The following is an 18,780-nucleotide window of genomic DNA, read 5'->3' as shown; positions in this document are numbered from 1 at the left end:
CGGCTGCACACTTATTACATACCAAGGGAATCAAGCCGCATGCGTTTGGCCGTCCTCATCAATCCCATCGCGGGCATGGGCGGGAGCGTGGGGCTCAAAGGAACCGATGGAGACGATGTCATACGCGAAGCTGTCCATAGAGGTGCGAAGCCAATGGCGGAGGACCGTATGCGAACAGCATTGGCGTCCGCCGGGGACCTAACGCAAGCGGAGATCATCACGTGCGGAGGGCCAATGGGGGAGAATGCGCTCAGCTCCCTGGGCATTGGTCATGAAGTGGTCTATATCACTCCAGATGATCCCAGTGCCAAGGACACGATGCAGGCTTGCGGACGGTTCTTGGATAGAAAGGCGGAGTTGCTTCTGTTCGCAGGAGGGGATGGCACGGCCAGAGATCTGCTCGATGCTATCGGCACGTCGATGCCGGTGATAGGCGTGCCTTCCGGGGTCAAGATGCATTCCGCGGTCTTCGCCAACTCTGCTAGGGACGCTGGTGCCCTGCTCTCTAACCACCTGAGAACCAAGCTCCAGCTCCGGGAAGCGGAGGTCATGGACATTGACGAGGAAGCCTATCGTCAGGGAAGGCTGAGCGCCAAGCTCTATGGGTATCTCCTCATGCCCTATGACCGCAGACTGGTCCAGCCGATCAAAGGGGAGGTGGAAGGGCTCAGCGTGGAGGAGGAGAAGGAGGAGATAGCGGAGTATTTCGTCGAAAAGCTTGATCCTTCCGCCCTCTACGTTCTCGGACCTGGCACGACCTTGGCTGCCGTGGCGCAGCGCATCGGCCTGGAGAAGACGCTTCTGGGTGTCGATCTCATCCAGAATAGGCGAATGCTGGCGAAGGACGTCACAGAAACGGACATCCTGCGGGCGCTCGACAGACATCCTCAGAGCAAGATAGTTGTCACGCCGATCGGCTCCCAAGGGTTCATCTTAGGAAGGGGGAACCAACAGATCTCCCCTGCGGTCATCAAGATGACCGGACAAGACAACTTGGTCGTGCTCTCCGCGCCGAGCAAGCTCGCCACCATTCGGACGTTGAGAGTGGACACCGGGGACCCTCAACTCGACATTTCTCTTCGCGGTCACCGGAAGGTCCTGGTAGGCCGGGGAAGATGGAAGATGATGCGGGTCGAATAGGTCATCGTTCTTTCGAAGCGCCACGGGCGTATTCGAAGCCTTTGTCGAACGCCTCGCCGTTCATGTCGCGGGACTTCTCACGCACGCTCTCCTGCAGGACCGCCCTTACCAGCTTTGGCTCCAGAGGCAGAGCGCGAGAACCGCATAGCGCTCCGAGCAGCACTGAGTTGGTGGCGAGCTTGCTGCCTGCTCGCAGCGCTTCGCCGCTCGCATCGAAGGAATACAACTTGACCTGGGCGTGTCTGATGGCGCTCATGATGTCCTCCACGGCCGGGTACACCTCCTTCCCGCTGACCACTCCAGCGGGCAGGATGGGAGCCAGGTCGGTGATGACGGTCGTGCCTTGATGAGCGTAGTTCATGGCCCGGTAGGTCTCCAGGGGCTCGAAGCCCAGGATGACGTCCGCCCCGGCCAAAGGTATGAGGGGGCTGATCACGCCCTCTCCGAAGCGTACCACGGACGTGACGCTCCCTCCCCTTTGCGCCATGCCATGCACCTCGCTGATGACGACCTCTTCTCCAGAACGCAAAGCTGCTTCACCCAGCACGCGAGAGGCGAGCAGCACGCCTTGCCCTCCCACGCCCACGATGAGCACATTGTACTTCACTGCCTCACCCCGATGGCGTTCTTGGGACAGACGGCCACGCAGGCGCCGCAACCGATGCAGAGAGAACTATCGATCATCGCCTTGTCCCCGTCAGCGCGCATGGCCGGGCAGGCGAATTTGGAGAAGCAGGTCCTGCAGAACACGCACTTCTCCCTATCAACGCGATATGACGATCTCTCTTCCTTCCCCTTCTTCTTGATGGCCAGAGGACACGCCCGGCGGGCCACGATGACCGTTAGCTCGTTCTTGGCCAGGGCCTCCTTGGCAGCGGCCGTGGTGCTCCTGATGTCGTAGGGATCGACGGTCGTCACGCTCTTGACGCCACATCCGCGGACCAACGTCTCGATGTCCAGCGGTTGCGTCTGCCGCCCGCCGCTCCTTCCCGTCCCGGGATTAGGTTGGTGGCCGGTCATGGCGGTGGTGCGGTTGTCCAGTATGACGAGCAAGTAGCGGTGATCGTTGAAGACCGCGTTGATTATGCCCGGTATGCCCGAATGGAATAGGGTCGAATCCCCGATGAACGCCACCACCTTCTGGTCCGTGGCCTCGGCGAAGCCTCCGGCGGCCCCTACGCTCGATCCCATGCACAGCAGGTAGTCTGCCATGTTCATGGGGGGATTGAGGCCGAGGGTGTAGCAGCCGATGTCCGTGCTGACCACCGCTTCCTGACCCCCTAGCGCACATTTGACGGCGTAGAAAGAAGCTCGGTGAGGACAGCCGGCGCAAAGCACCGGTGGTCGAGAGGGAGCGGTCAACTGACCCGTTTCTACCGGTCTCTGACCTTTCGTCACCTCCACCAGCTCGGCCAAGGGTAGCAGCGTCTCCGGCGTATACTCGAACGCCTTAGGCAGATGACCGGAGCGTTTGCCGATGACCTCGACGGCTGGATTGGCATCCTTGGCGATGCACAACACATCGTTCTCCAAGAGGGGTTCCAGTTCCTCCAGAACGATCACCCTCTTCTTGCCCCCGAGGAACTCCGCTATCATCTTCTCCGGCAACGGGTTGGTCATGCCCAGCTTGAGGATCTCTGAGCCGTAGATGAACTCGCGGGCGTAGGCATAGGCTATCCCGCTCGCCACCACCCCCACCTTTCCGGAACCGTGAGCGAAGTTGAAACGGCACCTCTCGGTGAGCAGCCGGGCCTGCGCCATCCGTTCCAGCAGCTGCAATCTCATCTTCCTGGCGAAGCTGGGCACGGGCACGAAGCGCTGAGGGTCCTTGTCGAAATGGCCTTTCCTCTTCACTGGTGCGGCCGAACCTATGGGCACCACTCCCCGGGTGTGGTTCACCCTGGTGGTGGTGCGCAGGAAGACCGGGCAGCCCAGCTCCTCGGAGATCTCGAAACCCGCAATGGCCATCTCCTTCGCCTCGGCCGGTGTGGAAGGCTCAAGCATCGGGAGATTCGCTAGACGAGCATAGTAGCGGTTGTCCTGTTCGTTCTGGCTGGAGTGGAGCGAGGGGTCGTCAGCGCTCAGCACCACCATGCCTCCGCGCACGCCGGTGTATCCCAGGCTCATCAAAGCATCGCTGGCGACGTTCACTCCCACGTGCTTCATGAACACGAAGGAACGCAGTCCGCTAGCTGCCGCGGCGGCCGCGGTCTCCATGGCCACTTTCTCGTTGGTGGAATATTCGAAGTAGAACCCGAACTCTTCAGAGGTCTCGTCCATGATCAGGCCGATCTCGGAGGATGGCGCTCCCGGATAGGTGGTGGCCACCGATACTCCGGCTTCCACGCACCCCCTGGCGATCGCTTCGTTCCCGAGGAGCAGCTTGCGGTCTATCTCATTCATATCCGGCAGCGGTCGTCCTCCCCTACTCGCACTTCGATTTGAGCGCGGCGTAATCCTCGTCGGCCTTCTTCTGGATTTCGGCTATCATCTCGGGGGTGAGGTGTTTGAACCTTCCCTGAGGTTTCAGGTATTCCTCCACCGGCTTCGATTTCAGGTCCTTGGACAGAGCGTACTTGCCGTGCTCGACCTCGTAGAGAGGGAAGATGCCTGTGAGCGTGGCCAGGCGGGCCATCTCTATGGATTTCGAGGGATCGATCTTCCAGCCGGACGGACAAGAAGAAAGGGCGTGGATGAACTTCGGCCCCTTGATCTGCTTAGCTTTGCGCAGCTTGGCGATGAGGTCCTCGGGATAGGCGATGCTCACCGTCGCCCCGTAGACTATGCCGTTCGCGACCAGCATCTCCATGATGCGTTTCTTGGGCACCAGGTTCCATTCGCCGTTCGGACCGCCGGGAGTGGTGTTCGTCCAGGCGTACAAGGGTGTGCAGCCGCTCCTCTGGATGCCGGTGTTCATGTAGGCCTCGTTGTCGTACATGATGTAGATCATGTCCGTGCCCCGGTCCACAGCCCCTGAAAGCGCTTGCAACCCGATGTCCACCGTGCCTCCGTCCCCGGCCCAGCCGACCACGTTGACGTCCTCGATGCCTTTGATGTCCAGCGCTGCTCTGATGCCCGATGACACCGCCCCCGTGCATTCGAAAGCGTGGTCGATGACCGGCACCTTAAGCGCCGCTCGAGGCCATACGCCCTGCACCACCGACCAGCAGCAGGCGGGGACGTTGATGATGGTCCTCGGCCCCAGGGCCTTCAGGGTGTAGCGGGCCAGAAGGGTGGCGCCGCATCCGGCGCAGCCGCTGTGGCCCTTGCACTCCAGCTCTTCCTTGGGAATGGTGAACTTGGGCATCTCACCACCTCAGGCTGCCGTCCCGCAGCGCGATCCATTGCATATCTCGGTCCACCTTGCCTTGGTGAGATATCGCTAGAAGGTCGTCGAAGATGCGTTCTAGGTCAGCTTCGGTGATATCTCTACCACCCAGACCGCCGATGTATCCCTTGACGTGCACGTCCTTGGCCAGGGAGAAGAGCGAATTGCGCACCTCTCCGCATATCGTCCCGCTCTCGGCGTAGGTATAGCTGCGGTCGAAGACCCCGATGGTGCACACAGTACTAGCGATCTGTCTGAACTCCTCAGAAGGGAAGGGGCGGAAGACTCGTAACTTGATCACGCCCACCTTCCTTCCCCGCTCTCGCATGCGGTCCGCCGCGACCTTGGCCGTGCCAGCCGCGGAACCGGCGATGACCAACGCCACCTCGGCATCATCGCATCTGTAAGCCTCCAGCAGCGAGCAGTAGTCGCGCCCGAAGGCCTTCTTGAAAGCCACCCCCGCCTCGACGATCTTCTTCTTCGCCCGGTCCATGGCCAGGCCGTTATTGTAGCGGAACTCCATGGCCCAATCGGGCATCACCAGACTGCCATACCTACGGGGCTTGCGGAAGTTCACTTTGACGTCCGGATTGAAGGCATGGAGATAGAAATCCACTTCCTCTATCGCCGGAACGTCCACCTTCTCGAAGGTATGGGAGAGGATGAAGCCATCCTCGATGATCATGGCCGGGAGCATGATGTCCTTGTCTTCGGCCACCCTGTATGCCAGAAGGATGAGGTCCAGCGTCTCCTGGTTGTTCTCGCAGAAGAACTGCAGCCAGCCGGTGTCTCTCTCCCCCATGACGTCCATGTGATCGGTCCAAATGTTCCAGGGCGGCCCGAGCGCCCGGGAGACCACCGGCATGACCACGGGCCTGCGAGCTCCCGCCGCCCAGTAGAGCATCTCGTGCATGAGCGCCAGACCCTGTGACGAGGTGGCGGTGAACGTTCTCGCTCCTATGTAGGAAGCGCCTATGAGAGCGGCCATGGCGCTGTGCTCGCTCTCCACCTTGATGTACTTGGCCTTGAGCTCGCCGTTGGCCACCATCTCCGCCAGCTTCTCCGAAATGCTCGTTTGCGGCGTGATGGGATAGGCGGCTATGACCTCCACTCGGGCGAGCATGGCCGCTTTGGCCGCGGCCGCGTTGGCGGTCATCAGGTCTAGCATCGGCTCTCCTCCCTTACCATGGTGATCGCTCCGGTGGGACATTCGTTGGAGCAGATGCCACATCCCTTGCAGTGCTCGTAGTCGAAGGAAGGATAGTCGCCCTCCTCCTTCACCTCCGCGCTCATGTCGGGACAGAACTTCCAGCAGTTGTAACAGCGCACGCACTTGGATCTGTCCAGGACTGGCCGTACCGTGCGCCAGGTGCCTGTACGAACGCTCTCCGTCGTCTGCAAGGTATAGGTCGATTGAGGCAGATCCCGATACGTCTCCATCAGGCCACCCCCTTGACCGCTTCGAAGGCCTCCCGGGCGGCCGCGGCGTTCTCCTCTTTCTTGCTCGGCGCGGCCTTCATGATGCTCTCCACCACCGACTCCAGTGGCACTTGTGGACACAATCTAGTGAAAGCTCCGATGATGGCCGTGTTGACTATCGGTGCGACCTCCGTTCCCAGACCATGCTTGATGGCGATCCCCGTGGCATCCACGGTGGCCACCGAGTGCCAACGGACCGATTGCAGATCGCAAGGTTCCTTGGTGGTGTTGATGAGCAAGCTGCCATCCGGTTTCAGGCCATGGAGCACGTCGGTCATGCCCAGAAGGCTTGCGTCCAGTACCACCACATAGTCTGGGAAATAGATCTCGGAATGGGTGCGGATGGGGCGGAGGTCGATGCGGCAAAAGGCGGTCACCGGCGCCCCTCTTCGCTCCACCCCGAAGAAAGGAAAAGCGGAGGCGTGCAGGCGGTTCATGACCGCGGCCCTGGCCAATAGCTCGGAGGCTACCACCGCGCCTTGGCCTCCGCGTCCGTGGAATCTGATCTCTATCATGCCCTCTACCAGTTGAAATAAGGGCACTGCGCTCATATAAACCCCTTTGGCCAGCGTGCTAAGGAGTAACATCGAGCATGACCGAAGACGGTCGTTTGAACGGTATGTCATCGCCACGCGCGAAGGAAGAGGCGAAGCATACAAATCGTGGCGCTCCGTTGGATGAGGAGATGGGCTTTCATTCCCTCTCCTTCCGGGCGTTCGCTCAGGCCACCGAGGACGATGAAAGGGTCGCGGAAGCGCTGCGTTGCGCTTCTGCTGCCAAAGAGGTCGAACGCCAGTCATCCGATGGCTTCCACGGCAACCGGATCGTCATCCTTGAGACCAAGCTCCGTTCGAAGAGAGAGATGGAGGCTTTCTTCCGCAGACTCAAGAAGGACGAGGTCGCCCTCCTGTTGAGCACGTTGGAGAAGCGCGTGGATGAGGATTGCACCTTCTTCCTTCGCCTGGACAAGCAGAAAGCCTACCTGGGCGAGCTTGCGCTGACGGACCAGGATGACGTCATATCGGTCAGGGGCAAGATCAAGTCATACCCAAAGAGGCGCGAGGCGGCCTTGGATGCGACCCGGGACTTCCTTGCATCCCTCCTAGATGCTCAATGATCCTCCTTCGGGAACGAAGGCTTTATCCAAAATCCTGTCATTAGGCTGGGTACGCAGGGGTAGCCAAGCTTGGCCAACGGCGCAGGACTTAGGATCCTGTCCTTAGTGGTCCGTGCGTTCAAATCGCACCCCCTGCACTCCGTCCCCCTTCCACCCAATATCGGTCGTGCCTAGAGGCGCCAACCAAGGAATAAATGCAGGCGGGATTCAATAATTGTGGATCAACAGGCGGCACTTGGGACACCTATCTGCTTTGATATGCACGATGCCCCACATGTTCGATTCGTAGATCCTATCGCCCCCGATGCCGATCCTGCTCATAGAGGTGATCTCCTTTCTCCATTTGACCCCAGAAACCAAGCTCTCGGTCTCTATGAATCCTTCCTCCATGGGGGAACCGCAGGATGGACAGTTCATTGGAAAGGTTCATTCTCATGCACAATATAAATATTGAACTGAGAGACCGATTAGGCAGTGTCGATGGTGGACTAGGCGCCCAATCCCTTGATTTCCACGATTCGTACCTTTCCTGCCAAGCCTTATATCGCGCTCTCTCCCGTTCTATCACTAGAAGCACTCAGAACACGCCTGAACGCTGGAAGCCGATTAGGAACGTATTTATAGATGTATAAACACATCCAAGGAAGTGAGGAAGATGCAAGGGAACTTTGACCAGCATAGATACGACCTGCTCAAGGCAGCCATCGCGAGGAGAGTAGGGGTGGAGGACGAGATGGCAGGTCAGCTCGCTCTTCGGGTACTGAACTACTTCGGCTTCGAGAACGACATCATCGACAACAAGCTGGACCAGGAAGATAGGAAGATGTTCTACTTCATGCAGGACGTCGGGCTGATGAAGACCGCCTGGGAAGAGGCGCTGCTGGCCAACGGGCGCACGTGGAGAATATTCTATTGGTTCCTCAACGTGGAGCACATCGAGGAGTATGCTGGCGAAATCGAGCATTTCGGGCCGGAGCCAGAGCTGTACGATTCCCTTCCGGAGTCCGTATGGACCCGAGAGGAAGCCTGAACCACAGATGATTATTTAATCGCCAGGACGATTCTCATCTGGTGGCAAGGTGAGCAAGCGAAAGATCCTCGTCGTGGTCATGGACGGGTTGGGCGACCGCTCCATCAAGGAGCTTGGAGATAGGACCCCTCTACAGGCGGCCCACACGCCCAACCTTGATTGGTTCGCCAAGAACGGCGCGAGCGGCATGGTGGACATCATCTCGCCCGGTGTGAGGCCCGGAAGCGACACCTCTCATCTAGCGATCCTAGGGTATGACCCATACCAAGTGTACACCGGCCGGGGACCTTTCGAGGCGGCTGGAGTGGGGTTGGTGGGAAAGAAGGGCGATGTGGCATTCCGCTGCAACTTCGCCACCGTGGACGAGGAGCTGAAGGTCATCGACCGCCGGGCCGGGCGCATCAAGGAGCCGGACACCACCGAGCTGGTGAAAGCGCTCGCTGGCTGGAACATCGAGGGCGTTGAGGTCATCGTCAAAGAGGCGACCGAGCACAGAGCGGTGCTGTTGCTGCGCGGGGAAGGCCTCTCCGCGGCGGTCTCGGACGTCGACCCTCATGATGAGACGTCGATCCATGATGCGAAGGCGCTTGGACCAGAAGCGAAGAGGACGGCCGACGTCGTCAACGCCTTCGTGCGCAAGTCGTACGAGACGTTGCATTCCCACCCAGTGAATCTGAGACGGGAGAAGGAAGGAAAGCCTCCAGCGAACATACTGCTGCCTCGGGGGGCAGGTGTGTTCCCGGACATCGAGCCCTTCGAATCGAGATATCGGATGAAAGGGGCATGCGTAGCTGGCGTTTCGCTCATAAAGGGCATCTGCCGGGTCTGCGGTCTGGACGTGATCGAGGTCGAAGGGGCGACTGGTGGTCTGGACACGAACATGGGGGCCAAGGCCAGGGCTGCGCTTCGCCTTTTCGAAGACCACGATTTCGTGCTGCTGAACATAAAGGCCACGGACATTGTATCCCACGATGGTGATGCCAAGGGCAAAGTGCAGATCATCGAAAGACTGGATGATATGGTGGGCATACTGCGGCAAGGCAGGACACCGGAAACGGTGTTGGCCTTCTTGGCTGACCATTGCACACCCGTGGAGATCAAGGACCATTCCGGGGACCCGGTCCCATTGGTCATCTACTGCGCGGACATGGTGCGGGATGGTCTGACCAATTATGACGAGGTTTCGTCATCCAAGGGCGGGTTGGGGAGGCTCAGGGGCATGGACATCCTTCCCATCCTCATGGACAAGGCGAACAGGTCGGAGAAGTTCGGAGCCTAGACGGTCTGAATTCGTCCTGAGAAACGTCCGGTGCAAACGATTTATTATGTAAGCGCCATCAGTACAGGCGTGAGATTCTACTATTGCCCGAAGTGCAAGAAGATCCATCCTCGGAACTGGCATTCGCGGCGGAGATGCGAGGTCTGCGACACGGAGTGCATAACCTTCACGGTCGACCGGAGCATCTACGGATGGCTGATGTACGCCCTCGATGCCGTGGCGTTCGTTCTGATCCTTTTCTATGCATTGCACTATCAGTTCAGCGTGTCCTGGGCATCATTCTTCGGGGCGTTCCCCGCCGATCTGGCAGTGATCCTCATCTTCGGATTGATCCTGGTCTCCTTCGTCTTCGCCTCTATGGACCTGTCTAAGACCATCAAGGCCGCCGAGGAACGGGTCCGCTCGGGAAAGATCGTCGTGACAGCGCCGCAGTCAAAGGCGCCAGACCAGTAGCCTGGACTCTATCGCCGGTTCGGCAGAGATGACGAAGGAGGAGGAATACACATCCACCCCTTTCGCTTCCTGGACGTCCTGACCGAGACTAACCTCGACCGTAGGGGTATGCAGGACCCATGTCCAACCTTGGGGCGCGGGGAAGAGCTTGTCAAGGACCTCGCAGGCGCATCGCCGCACTAGCTCAGGGACCTCTCTCACCTGCCTTCCTTCCCGGTCGAACAAGGAGTTCATCGCAGAGGCGATGCTGGCACCAGGAAGATAGCTCTGGATAGAACCCGTGGAAGATGATGGCAGGTCGCAGTCCAGAAGCACCCTGTGAGCTCGATGAACGTAGTCCTGCAGGCGATCATCCTCCTGCGAGGGTGGCCTGCAAAGGGCAGCGGTCAAGGAAACGGAGACGACCGAGGCCAAGGTTAGGAAGACCAGGGCATCGATCAGGGCGATCTGCGCTCGTTTGCAGAACTTCAGATCGATCACCATACCAAGACCGTCAGCAGGCCGGCTGTCATTTGGTCAGCTGAAATCCTCACGCTCACGGGCAGCTTGATGACTTGGACATCCAGCACTTCCGAAGGCAGCTCGCCCCAGAATGCAACCTCTACGGCTGGGCCTTCGTCCAGAAATCGGTCGAAAATAACCTGTATTCCCTGAACACCTCCATCCAGATCCACGCTCATATTCCTCATATGAGGGAGCGAGCTCATCTCCAACTGGCCTTCGGGATTGAAGAGATCGCTTTCCTGCAGACGCTCTACCACGCGGATCGCTGTCCTTTCCTTCCCCTCCTGCCCCAGACCTTCTTCTCGCTGCACCAGGACCGAACCGATACCGGCCAAGAAGATGCCTGCGGCAACGGTGATGACAAGCGCAGCAACGAGAGATTCCTGGAAGCCGCCGACCGCCTCGTCATCGTTGCGTAGGTCCGAACGGGGGGCGAATGACATCACCGACGCCCAAGGACGGGTCGGGGATTGACCTGCTCTCTTACAATCAGGCTTCTAGTCCACTCCGCGAAGGTAATGCCCAGAGGTAATCGCCCCTACCTTTCGCTTGATCGCTCCCTTCTTTTTGATATCCCTCTCCTGGAAAGCCTTGGCCACCATCGCCGCCAGCTCGGCGTTCTTCTTCCTCAGGTCCAATCCCAACGAATCCACGCCCAGGCCCTCGATCTCCTCCAGGAAATCAAGGAGGAAGAGGTCTGCCGAGTTCAATATGTGCGCGTATCCAGCTCGATCGCGGTACACGGGGAAGGCTGCTCCTCGCTCATCCACCAGCGTCCCTTGGCGGATCGAGGGGTCCTTGGTGACCATGAGCTCCACCCGACCGAAGACCAGCACTTCGAGACGATGAGGATAGTGCTCGGCCAGGCTCTTCAGCTCGTCACGTGCCAGTTCTACCGAGGCGCAGCACTGGTACATGTCCGGCAGGGCGAGGCCGTTGTAAAGGTTCATGGAGTAGTGCCCGAAGACCGTTCTATCCTCGAACCTCTTGGCCTGGTCCACGGAGCACACCATCACCCTCTCCTCGTTCGTCTCTGGTATTCGAGGAGAGACCCGTGGCAGCATGGGCACGAATTCCGCTCCCGCTCGTTTGCACATCGAACAAGCCTCGTCCATCCTTTCCGTCCACTCGAAGTACACGCGATCCACGAAAGGCAACGCCTTCTCCAGGGTCTTCAGGGAAGAGACGTAGGCAGCCACCTCCGCCCTTTTTGGCGAGCGTGGCACCGATGGCAGATCTAGGTCCAGATGGCGGTGCTCCGCGGGCATGGGGTGAAGCTTCAGTTTCCGTATGCTCCCGTCGAGGGCTTCGAATTCACGGTCCCTGGTCTTGTAAACATGATAGGTGCCGTCCGGCAGCGGGAACGGGATGCGATAGCCTTCATCGGATCTCTTGCTCGGGACCGCGAAGCCTCCGATTTTGCGCTCCTCGCTGTACAAAGTGATGCCATCCCCCGCTAGCACACTGGAGGACCGCACGGAAAGCTCTCCGCCCGCCACGGTCCCGGTCCCGACCAGCAGGCCCCGGGATTCGGGGTGGCACTTCTGCATCGGGTCGTCCCCTAGCATGTGCCCTCCGGAGAAGCCCCGGTTGAAGGCCACGAGCATCAGCTCCTTCTCCCTCTCCCCCACCAACGGCTCCTCGCCATTCTCCAGTCTTAGGATCGCCTGCTTGTAGGCCTTGGTCACGAAATGAACGTAGGCAGGGGAGCGCATCCTGCCCTCGATCTTGACGGCCGCTATTCCCATGCGGGCGAGTTCGGGCAAGGCATCCGCACAGTACATGTCCGCCGTGCTCAGCAGATAGCCAGTGTCATTTCCAAGCGCATAGCGTTTCCGGCAAGGCTGCGCGCACATTCCCCGATTCCCACTTCGTCCACCGACCATGCTGGAGAAGAGGCATTGCCCCGAGAACGAGTAGCACAGCGCTCCATGGACGAACACCTCGAGCCCGATGTCCGCGCTCCCGGCGATGATCTCGATCTCCTCCAGGGTGAGCTCGCGGGAAAGGATCACCCGGTCCAGACCGTTCTCCTTGGCCCATAGGACACCTTCCGGAGTGTGAATTCCCATCTGGGTGGAGGCATGCATGGGCATTCCCACCTCATCCCTGATCAATCGCACCAGTCCTCGATCCTGGACGATGACGGCGTCGACGTCGATGCGCTTCAGGAGGTCCAGGTAGTCAAGAACCTCCCCTAGCTCGGACTGCTTCACCAAGGTGTTGACGGTGACATACACTCTTACATTCCTATCGTGAGCGAGAGCCACCGCCCCCCGCAGCTCCGCATCGGTGAAGTTCTCCGCGAACCTCCTAGCTCCGAAGCGCTTACCTCCAAGGTATATGGCATCCGCTCCTGCCAGTAGGGCCGCTTTGAACGCCTCCACAGAGCCAGCCGGGGCCAAGACCTCCATGAGCATTGGATGTCCCACGGGCCTAATAACCGCTGGGGTTTGAGAGAGTAGGCTGCAGTTAGGGTCAGCGGGGATTACCCCCCAACCCCTGTCTAGAACGAGGAGGATGAGGCTGAAGATCGGATCAGTGTCACCAGTTCTGACCAAGAGGAAGAAGGATGTCACCGGTTGCCGCGCTGACTGCATCCGGCACACGCTGAAAGTGGATTGCCTGGACTGTCCGTCTCCCCAGGATCTGGTGGACCAAAGGTGCCTGAAGGGAGTGCTACGACAGATGCGGGATCATCCTTCGGCGAGGTCGATCGTTCTCTCGGGCGGTTGGGAGGTGCGCTACGAAGGGGAGGTGGTAGCAGACCTCCACATGCTGGCATCCATACTCTGCACCTTGGACGAGGCGGCTCGACTGCCTTTGCCGGAGAAGAGCTGCGCCCAATGCCCATCCTCTCCTCGGCCGCTTTTTGAGAACCTGGTGGAAAGGTTCCCATCTCGCAACGGGACCAAGCAGCGGATGGGACAGAGCCCGATAGCATTGAAAGGGGATTGCGCCGACTGCCATGTGCGGACGCGCTCCATCATTGAAACCGTGGACCGGCGGATGAGCGAGCTGGAGGCGAGGCTCACCCGCAGGGCGTTCTTGATCGTGGAGGGAGGGAAGGTTGAGAAGGTTATTGACGCCAGGCCAGAGAACAGCCGCATCGCAGGGCGCTGATGGACTGAACCTACGGGGACTGGAGCGCCTGCTTCGTCGGGAGCAGAAGCGTCGACCAGCGTTCTCTCGGTTCTGGATTAGTGACTATCTGCCGAGGGGCTCCACATGCATATGCGAGTACAGAGTGGAGGAGGCGGAGGTGAGAATATTCCACAGCGAGGAGGAGATGCTCACCTACTACGTATTGAAGCCATGGGAGCATTCGCTTCCGCCCGATCTCTTCGGGCTGGTGGGCTCCGTCATCGATCATATCTCCTCGCATCCTCCGGCCCGTCTCGATTTGAGCCAGGAGGAATTGAGGGAAGAGATGCTTGAGACGTCGAAAAACGAGCTGTTCCGCTTGGCGAGGAACACTGGCATACGCATAGCCCGTGAGGGCAATGGCTCCCCAGATATCATCGATCGAATCTCAGCCTGCGTGGTCCGCAACACCGTGGGGCTCGGCCTATTCGAGATACTGCTTGCCGACGAGCACGTGGAGGATATCTACGTGGACGCTCCCGCCTCCCGCAACCCCATCTTCCTCACGCTCAACGGCATTGGAGGAAAGCCGACGATGATGCGCGCCACCACCAATGTGCTCTCCTCCTTGGAAGAGATCAACGGTCTGGTATCTCGCATACGCTACTACAGCGGCCGACCTTTTTCCGAAGCCTTCCCCATCCTAGAAGCGGACTTGGGAGAGCTCAACGCTCGCGCCACCGTCATCGGACCCCCTCTTAGCCAAGAGGGTGTAGCATTGGCCCTGCGCCGTCATTCTGACATACCCTGGACGCTGCCCCGTCTGGTTTCTAATGGCACCATCGACCCTTTTGCCGCAGGTCTCATCTCCTTCCTCATCGACGGCCACAGCACCATCCTCATCTGCGGGGCAAGGGGCGCCGGAAAATCTGCCCTCCTGTCCGCCGCCATGTTCGAATTCCCCGTGGCCCATCGCATCCTGGCCATCGAGGACACTCCCGAACTCCCCATCCAACGAATGCAGTCCCTGGGATACAACGTGCAATCGCTGGTAGTGCAACCGTCCATGGGCGAGGACCGAGAGTCCAAGAGCGAGGAAGCGCTCCGCGTATCCCTTAGACTCGGGGAATCGGCCATCGTCGTGGGCGAGGTCCGAGGACGGGAGGCTCGGGTCCTCTACGACAGCATGCGCACCGGAAAGGCAGGGTCCAGTGTTCTTGGCACCATCCACGGGGATTCCCCCGAATCGGTGCTGGACCGGGTGGTGCACGAGATGGGCATCCCCAAACGGGCCTTCCTGGCCACGGACATCATCATCAATATCGGTTTACACAGGCCACGCGGTTCCCAGACGCCGGAAAGGCGACTCCTGCAGATCGTGGAGAGTCCCGAGGACGAGGAAGGAGGTTTCAGAGCGCTGATGGACTTCGACTATGGCGCGGGCCTGTTGACCGAGCGCATGACCTCCCCTTCGCGCATCATTTCCCGGATCGCCGGCACCTGGAACATGGACTATCTGGAGGCGCTGCAGAACATACAGGCCCGGGTGGAGATGCGTTCTCTGCTGATCCAGGCGGCCTGCCGGTCAGGGAACGAATATCTGGGGCCGGAATGGGTGTGCCGGGCAAACGCGTTCTTCTGGCAGAGGGTGGAGAAAGGAAAAGGCTATGGCGACATCGTGGACGAGTTCCGACGATTGGTGAGCTGAACATGAGGCGCCAGCCGACCTTCTCCCTGGCAACGCTGGACCGTCTTGGTTCTCCCCCACCATCCGTGATGGCCAAGGTCCTCAGACCCAAGATGACCCCTGAACTGGAAGCGTTCATGGAGCGAAGACATCTCACCATCGAGGATATTCTGTCCAGGGCCTGGGGGGCGTTCAAGCTCTGCCTGATCATCTCCTTGCCATTGGACCTCTTTCTCATATTGACGCTTCACTGGCACGGCCTGGCCTATGCCATCGCTGCAAGCCTGGGCCTGCCGCTTCTGATCTCCTCATGGATCGCGAACCTGCCCAAGGCCGAGTGCCTTGCCGAGGAAACGAGCATTCTGCGCGAGTCCCCCTCGGTCGTGGGGATGATGATCATGAGCATACACCTCCGTCCTTCGCTGGAGGTGGCTATCGCCTTCGCCTCCTCGCAACCCGGAGCGCTTCAGGGCCGTTTGCGCGAGGCGGCCTGGAGGGCCCTCACCAAGGCGAGCGAGGGCATGGAGACATCTCTGCTGGAACTGACCGCTTCGTTGTCGGATGCCAATGACTGCGTCCGCCAGGCCTTTCACCTTCTCCTTGCCGCCATGCATGAATCGGGCCGAGAGGGGCTCCAGCGACTTCTTGACCGCGCTAACGCGGTGGTGCTTCAAGGGGTGCGCGATTCCACAGAGCTCTATGTGTCCAGCTTGAGTACGCCCACCATGGTGCTCTTCGCGGTGGGCATTCTTGTACCCGTCCTCCTCTTCTCAATGATGCCTTTGCAGGCCATAGGCGGGGCGAGTTCCGTTCAAGGGTCCACAGGCTCTGCGGCCATTCCTGTGGCAGAGATGGCCGCTCTGCTCCTTGTCATCCTTCCTCTCTTCGCGTTCGCATATTCACGTTCCATCCTGGTCAAGAATCCAGTCGGACAGAAGGCGGAAAGGCCTGAGGTGGTCAAGGTTGATCTGCTGGCGGGCGGGATATGGGCCGCCTCCTTGCTCACCCTCCTCATCCTATTCCCTCTGGAAGAGCATCCGTACGAAATACTGTTCATCCTGGGAATCCCTCCAGCGCTCTACTTGGTCTGGCGCAGCAATGCCTCGCATAGAACGACGCTGAAGGACCGGGGGGCGGAGGTTGATCTCATCTCTGCCTTGTTCCAGGTCGGCAATCGAATGGCGGGGGGCGCATCCTTTGAGAAAGCATTGGAACAGACCGCCAGCTCCCGCGGTGATGGCTTCTTCGAATCCCGAGCTCGCGTCCTACTGCATCGAACTCGGGTGTCCAGGATGACAGTGGACGTGGCGTTGGCCGAGGACGATGTGTTCCGTTCCCGCTTCCCTCTTATATGGAGCGCATTTTTGACCGTGGCCGAGAGCTCGTCAAGGGACGCTCGGGCGGCCGGAAAGGTGGCCTTGAACCTTGCCAGCAACCTGGACGATATCCGCAAGTGCCGCACGAAGACGGATGAGACGCTAAGGAGCACCGTGGAGATGATGCAGGCCACCAGCACCTATTTCGCTCCCATCATATTGGGCGTGACCGCGAGCCTGTTCAGCCTCACGGAGAACATTAGCGCCCTCGGCCTGCAACAGACGGGCGTGCTCACGGCTCTCACCGGAGCCTACATCCTGGAGCTTGTGCTGCTCATCACTTACTTCACCACCTTCCTCCGCGGAGATGGCCGATGGGATGAGATGCTCTATCGCTTCGGCACCCGAGCCCCGGTGGCGCTGGCGCTCTTCACTTTAGTTTCACTTTTCTCTCGCGCGACAATGACTCAACTACTATGATGCTGAAGATCGCTTCCTCAGGCTCATTGAAAAGCCCGATGGCCATTAGCTCCTCCGTCTCGTGGCTCATGGAGGCGTCGATGTGCTCGCGGACCTCGTCCAGGAGCTTGATCTCCAGCAACTGCTTCTCATTGACGAAATGCGCCTTGGCCTCCCGCTTGTCCTGGATAGAGATGTTGCCCTTTCCCAAAGTGCAGGAAGAGGAGAACTGGATGCCGTCCACGATGCAGGACAGGGGAACCTGGGTACCGGTGAAGGATATCGCCCACAACCGCCCTTCCATTCTCTGTCGGGCTATCGACCCCATGCGATAGCCCACCACCACATAGGGACCGAGGTGGCCGTGGAATCGCTTGAGCTGCCGGAGCTCCTCGGGCATCATTTCCATGAATATTCATTAGCTCGAGGCGACTTATTATTCTTTCTGCCATATTATGCATCCAGGTTTGCACGGCCGCTCGGATTCCGAGAGAGGAAGGGTTATCTAGAGCCTCCGACTTGGCAGGGTGTGTGTGGCATCCGCGAGGGGCTCTCCAGAGGGCAGAGAGCACGATGCTGGCATTCTTCCTGTTCTTCACTCTCTTAGTATTCCTGGTGCCGTTCACATTGACCCCAGGCCAGGTCACCGACCTCTCGGGTCGGGTGGGCAACGTCGACAATGGAGACCAGCTCTCCTCAATGAACCCGTTGGCGGCCGCCGTCTATTGGCTGGGAGATGCCAATTGCCATCAGATAGCGGAGAGGTCTTTCTTCTTGAACGGTAATCAGATGCCCTTCTGTGCTCGGGATGTGAGCATATTCGCGGGGTTGGTGATCGGTTTGGCCCTGGCGCTCTTCGCGAATCCGCGGCCGAACCTTTGGTTGGTGATGCTGGGCTTCGTTCCGATCGCTCTAGACGGCGGAGCGCAGATCATGCTGGACTATCAATCCAGCAATTTGCTTCGGGCGGTCACCGGGCTCTTGGCGGGATTGTGTGTAGCCATGCTGCTTCATCTTTTCGCGACCAAGACCCTTGGGAAAAGCGACCTCGCCCAGCCCTCGCCAGACGATCTGTGAATCATCCGATGGAACATTAGCCATTCAGGAAAAGGTATATATAGCCTCAACTTTATGAGAGGCGCAAATCTAAGACCCCCATCTTTTCGATGTGTTTTATGAGGGTGTGATGGAATGGTGGAAAACCAGCAACTCAAGACAGGCACGACCACAATCGGTATCGTAAATAGGGACGGTGTAGTGCTCGCTTCCGAGCACAGAGCCACGATGGGAAACATCATCGCTCACAAGGACGTTCAGAAAATATTCAAGATCGACGAGAACTTGGGCCTCACGACAGCGGGTCTGGTGGGCGACGCCCAGCTTCTGGCCCGCTACATAAAGGCCGAGGTGGAGCTCTACCGCCTGAAGCGCGGAACGGCCATCACCATCAAATCCGCATCCACGCTGCTATCCAACATACTGCACCGCGGAGGCGGTGCTGGCGGATACTACTACGTGGGCCTGATCATGGGCGGCGTAGACAAAACCGGTGGGCATGTCTATGGCATCGACGCTGCGGGAGGCTCGATCCGGGATGATTACGTGTCCGTGGGCTCGGGATCGCTCTTCGCCTATGGTGTGCTCGAGGACAGCTATGAGAAGGGAATGTCCATGGAGCAGAGCGCCGACCTGGCCATCCGCTCGCTCAACGCGGCCATGAAACGCGATTCCGCCAGCGGCGACGGCATGGCCATCATCTGCATCTCAGATAGCGGGTTCCGCGAGCTGACCGATGACGAGGTAAGAAAGAGGGCGGCAAAACTGGGCATTGATTACCCCAAAGCCCGCTAAACCATTTATCATTATGATATATTCGGTTTATATAACTACATTTGAATGTAATT

The 18,780-nt window shown here is 59.2% G+C and carries 21 protein-coding genes and 1 tRNA gene; 11 read left to right on the top strand and 11 right to left on the bottom strand.

Features of this window, described 5'->3' with window-relative positions:
* Positions 1–39 precede the first annotated feature (39 nt).
* Complete coding sequence (locus NT137_06530) at positions 40–1,140, top strand: ATP-NAD kinase family protein (protein MCX6652990.1); 1,101 nt, start codon at positions 40–42, stop codon at positions 1,138–1,140.
* 1 nt (position 1,141) lies between these two features.
* Here NT137_06530 and NT137_06525 read toward each other — a convergent pair whose 3' ends face one another.
* Genes NT137_06525 through NT137_06500 form a run of 6 tightly spaced genes read right to left on the bottom strand, consistent with a single transcriptional unit; the run spans position 1,142 to position 6,498 of the window.
* Entirely contained in the window at positions 1,142–1,747 is a 606-nt protein-coding gene (locus NT137_06525) for an indolepyruvate oxidoreductase subunit beta (protein ID MCX6652989.1), read from the bottom strand.
* Positions 1,744–3,543 carry an indolepyruvate ferredoxin oxidoreductase subunit alpha gene (gene iorA, locus NT137_06520; GenBank protein ID MCX6652988.1) on the bottom strand — a complete coding sequence of 600 codons (1,800 nt, stop codon included), beginning with the start codon at positions 3,541–3,543 and terminating at the stop codon, positions 1,744–1,746. Before iorA ends, NT137_06525 begins: the two co-directional genes overlap by 4 nt.
* Before the next feature lie 22 nt (positions 3,544–3,565).
* Positions 3,566–4,447 (bottom strand): thiamine pyrophosphate-dependent enzyme, encoded by an 882-nt coding sequence (locus NT137_06515; protein MCX6652987.1) that lies wholly within the window; start codon positions 4,445–4,447, stop codon positions 3,566–3,568.
* 1 nt (position 4,448) lies between these two features.
* Positions 4,449–5,636: a pyruvate ferredoxin oxidoreductase gene (porA, locus tag NT137_06510; GenBank protein MCX6652986.1), complete on the bottom strand. Its 1,188-nt coding sequence runs from the start codon at positions 5,634–5,636 to the stop codon at positions 4,449–4,451.
* Positions 5,630–5,908, bottom strand: a complete 279-nt coding sequence (locus NT137_06505; protein MCX6652985.1) for a 4Fe-4S binding protein — start codon at positions 5,906–5,908, stop codon at positions 5,630–5,632. The genes porA and NT137_06505 overlap by 7 nt, the downstream gene beginning before the upstream one ends.
* Complete coding sequence (locus NT137_06500) at positions 5,908–6,498, bottom strand: 2-oxoacid:acceptor oxidoreductase family protein (protein MCX6652984.1); 591 nt, start codon at positions 6,496–6,498, stop codon at positions 5,908–5,910. Before NT137_06500 ends, NT137_06505 begins: the two co-directional genes overlap by 1 nt.
* A 122-nt stretch (positions 6,499–6,620) precedes the next feature.
* On the opposite strand from NT137_06500, the gene NT137_06495 reads away from it, so the two are divergent.
* Together NT137_06495 and NT137_06490 are read left to right on the top strand one after the other, a co-directional pair.
* A complete protein-coding gene (locus NT137_06495) occupies positions 6,621–7,064 on the top strand; it encodes a hypothetical protein (protein ID MCX6652983.1) in 444 nt (147 codons plus the stop codon).
* A gap of 53 nt (positions 7,065–7,117) precedes the next feature.
* Positions 7,118–7,201 (top strand) — tRNA-Leu (locus NT137_06490).
* A 70-nt stretch (positions 7,202–7,271) separates the two neighbouring features.
* Here NT137_06490 and NT137_06485 read toward each other — a convergent pair.
* Positions 7,272–7,481: a PF20097 family protein gene (locus NT137_06485; protein ID MCX6652982.1), complete on the bottom strand. Its 210-nt coding sequence runs from the start codon at positions 7,479–7,481 to the stop codon at positions 7,272–7,274.
* A 238-nt stretch (positions 7,482–7,719) separates the two neighbouring features.
* Between NT137_06485 and NT137_06480 the strand changes: the two genes are divergently transcribed.
* The 3 genes from NT137_06480 (at position 7,720) to NT137_06470 (ending at position 9,826) form a co-directional block, all read left to right on the top strand.
* The gene (locus NT137_06480) at positions 7,720–8,094 is read left to right on the top strand and encodes a hypothetical protein (protein ID MCX6652981.1); all 375 of its coding nucleotides are present in this window, start codon (positions 7,720–7,722) and stop codon (positions 8,092–8,094) included.
* A 49-nt stretch (positions 8,095–8,143) separates the two neighbouring features.
* Positions 8,144–9,373 carry a 2,3-bisphosphoglycerate-independent phosphoglycerate mutase gene (locus NT137_06475; GenBank protein MCX6652980.1) on the top strand — a complete coding sequence of 410 codons (1,230 nt, stop codon included), beginning with the start codon at positions 8,144–8,146 and terminating at the stop codon, positions 9,371–9,373.
* Positions 9,374–9,442: 69 nt separating this feature from the next.
* Positions 9,443–9,826: a hypothetical protein gene (locus tag NT137_06470; protein MCX6652979.1), complete on the top strand. Its 384-nt coding sequence runs from the start codon at positions 9,443–9,445 to the stop codon at positions 9,824–9,826.
* Here NT137_06470 and NT137_06465 read toward each other — a convergent pair.
* From NT137_06465 to NT137_06455, 3 genes are read right to left on the bottom strand one after another with little or no spacing between them, the layout of a single operon-like run.
* Positions 9,806–10,309: a hypothetical protein gene (locus NT137_06465; protein MCX6652978.1), complete on the bottom strand. Its 504-nt coding sequence runs from the start codon at positions 10,307–10,309 to the stop codon at positions 9,806–9,808. The genes NT137_06470 and NT137_06465 overlap by 21 nt on opposite strands.
* On the bottom strand, positions 10,303–10,773 hold the full coding sequence (locus tag NT137_06460) for a hypothetical protein (GenBank protein ID MCX6652977.1): 471 nt from the start codon (positions 10,771–10,773) through the stop codon (positions 10,303–10,305). Before NT137_06460 ends, NT137_06465 begins: the two co-directional genes overlap by 7 nt.
* A gap of 54 nt (positions 10,774–10,827) precedes the next feature.
* Positions 10,828–12,744, bottom strand: a complete 1,917-nt coding sequence (locus NT137_06455; GenBank protein MCX6652976.1) for a U32 family peptidase — start codon at positions 12,742–12,744, stop codon at positions 10,828–10,830.
* 106 nt (positions 12,745–12,850) lie between these two features.
* On the opposite strand from NT137_06455, the gene NT137_06450 reads away from it, so the two are divergent.
* The 3 genes from NT137_06450 to NT137_06440 all read left to right on the top strand — a co-directional run bounded on the left by NT137_06450 (position 12,851) and on the right by NT137_06440 (position 16,897).
* Positions 12,851–13,453, top strand: coding sequence for a hypothetical protein (locus NT137_06450; GenBank protein ID MCX6652975.1), 603 nt, complete (start codon positions 12,851–12,853; stop codon positions 13,451–13,453).
* A gap of 139 nt (positions 13,454–13,592) precedes the next feature.
* Positions 13,593–15,122 (top strand): type II/IV secretion system ATPase subunit, encoded by a 1,530-nt coding sequence (locus NT137_06445; GenBank protein ID MCX6652974.1) that lies wholly within the window; start codon positions 13,593–13,595, stop codon positions 15,120–15,122.
* A gap of 2 nt (positions 15,123–15,124) precedes the next feature.
* Positions 15,125–16,897: a hypothetical protein gene (locus tag NT137_06440; GenBank protein MCX6652973.1), complete on the top strand. Its 1,773-nt coding sequence runs from the start codon at positions 15,125–15,127 to the stop codon at positions 16,895–16,897.
* Here NT137_06440 and NT137_06435 read toward each other — a convergent pair.
* Positions 16,848–17,285 (bottom strand): formylmethanofuran dehydrogenase subunit E family protein, encoded by a 438-nt coding sequence (locus NT137_06435; protein MCX6652972.1) that lies wholly within the window; start codon positions 17,283–17,285, stop codon positions 16,848–16,850. The genes NT137_06440 and NT137_06435 overlap by 50 nt on opposite strands.
* A 122-nt stretch (positions 17,286–17,407) precedes the next feature.
* Here NT137_06435 and NT137_06430 point away from each other — a divergent pair, with 122 nt between their 5' ends.
* Both NT137_06430 and psmB read left to right on the top strand, forming a co-directional pair.
* The gene (locus NT137_06430; protein MCX6652971.1) at positions 17,408–17,953 is read left to right on the top strand and encodes a DUF2085 domain-containing protein; all 546 of its coding nucleotides are present in this window, start codon (positions 17,408–17,410) and stop codon (positions 17,951–17,953) included.
* A 114-nt stretch (positions 17,954–18,067) separates the two neighbouring features.
* Entirely contained in the window at positions 18,068–18,727 is a 660-nt protein-coding gene (gene psmB / locus NT137_06425) for an archaeal proteasome endopeptidase complex subunit beta (protein MCX6652970.1), read from the top strand.
* Positions 18,728–18,780: the final 53 nt, after the last annotated feature.

The organism is Methanomassiliicoccales archaeon, from assembly GCA_026394375.1.
GTDB lineage: Archaea > Thermoplasmatota > Thermoplasmata > Methanomassiliicoccales > UBA472 > JAJRAL01.
Note: the sequence above shows the minus strand (reverse complement) of the source record. Positions and strands in the feature narration are given on the sequence as shown.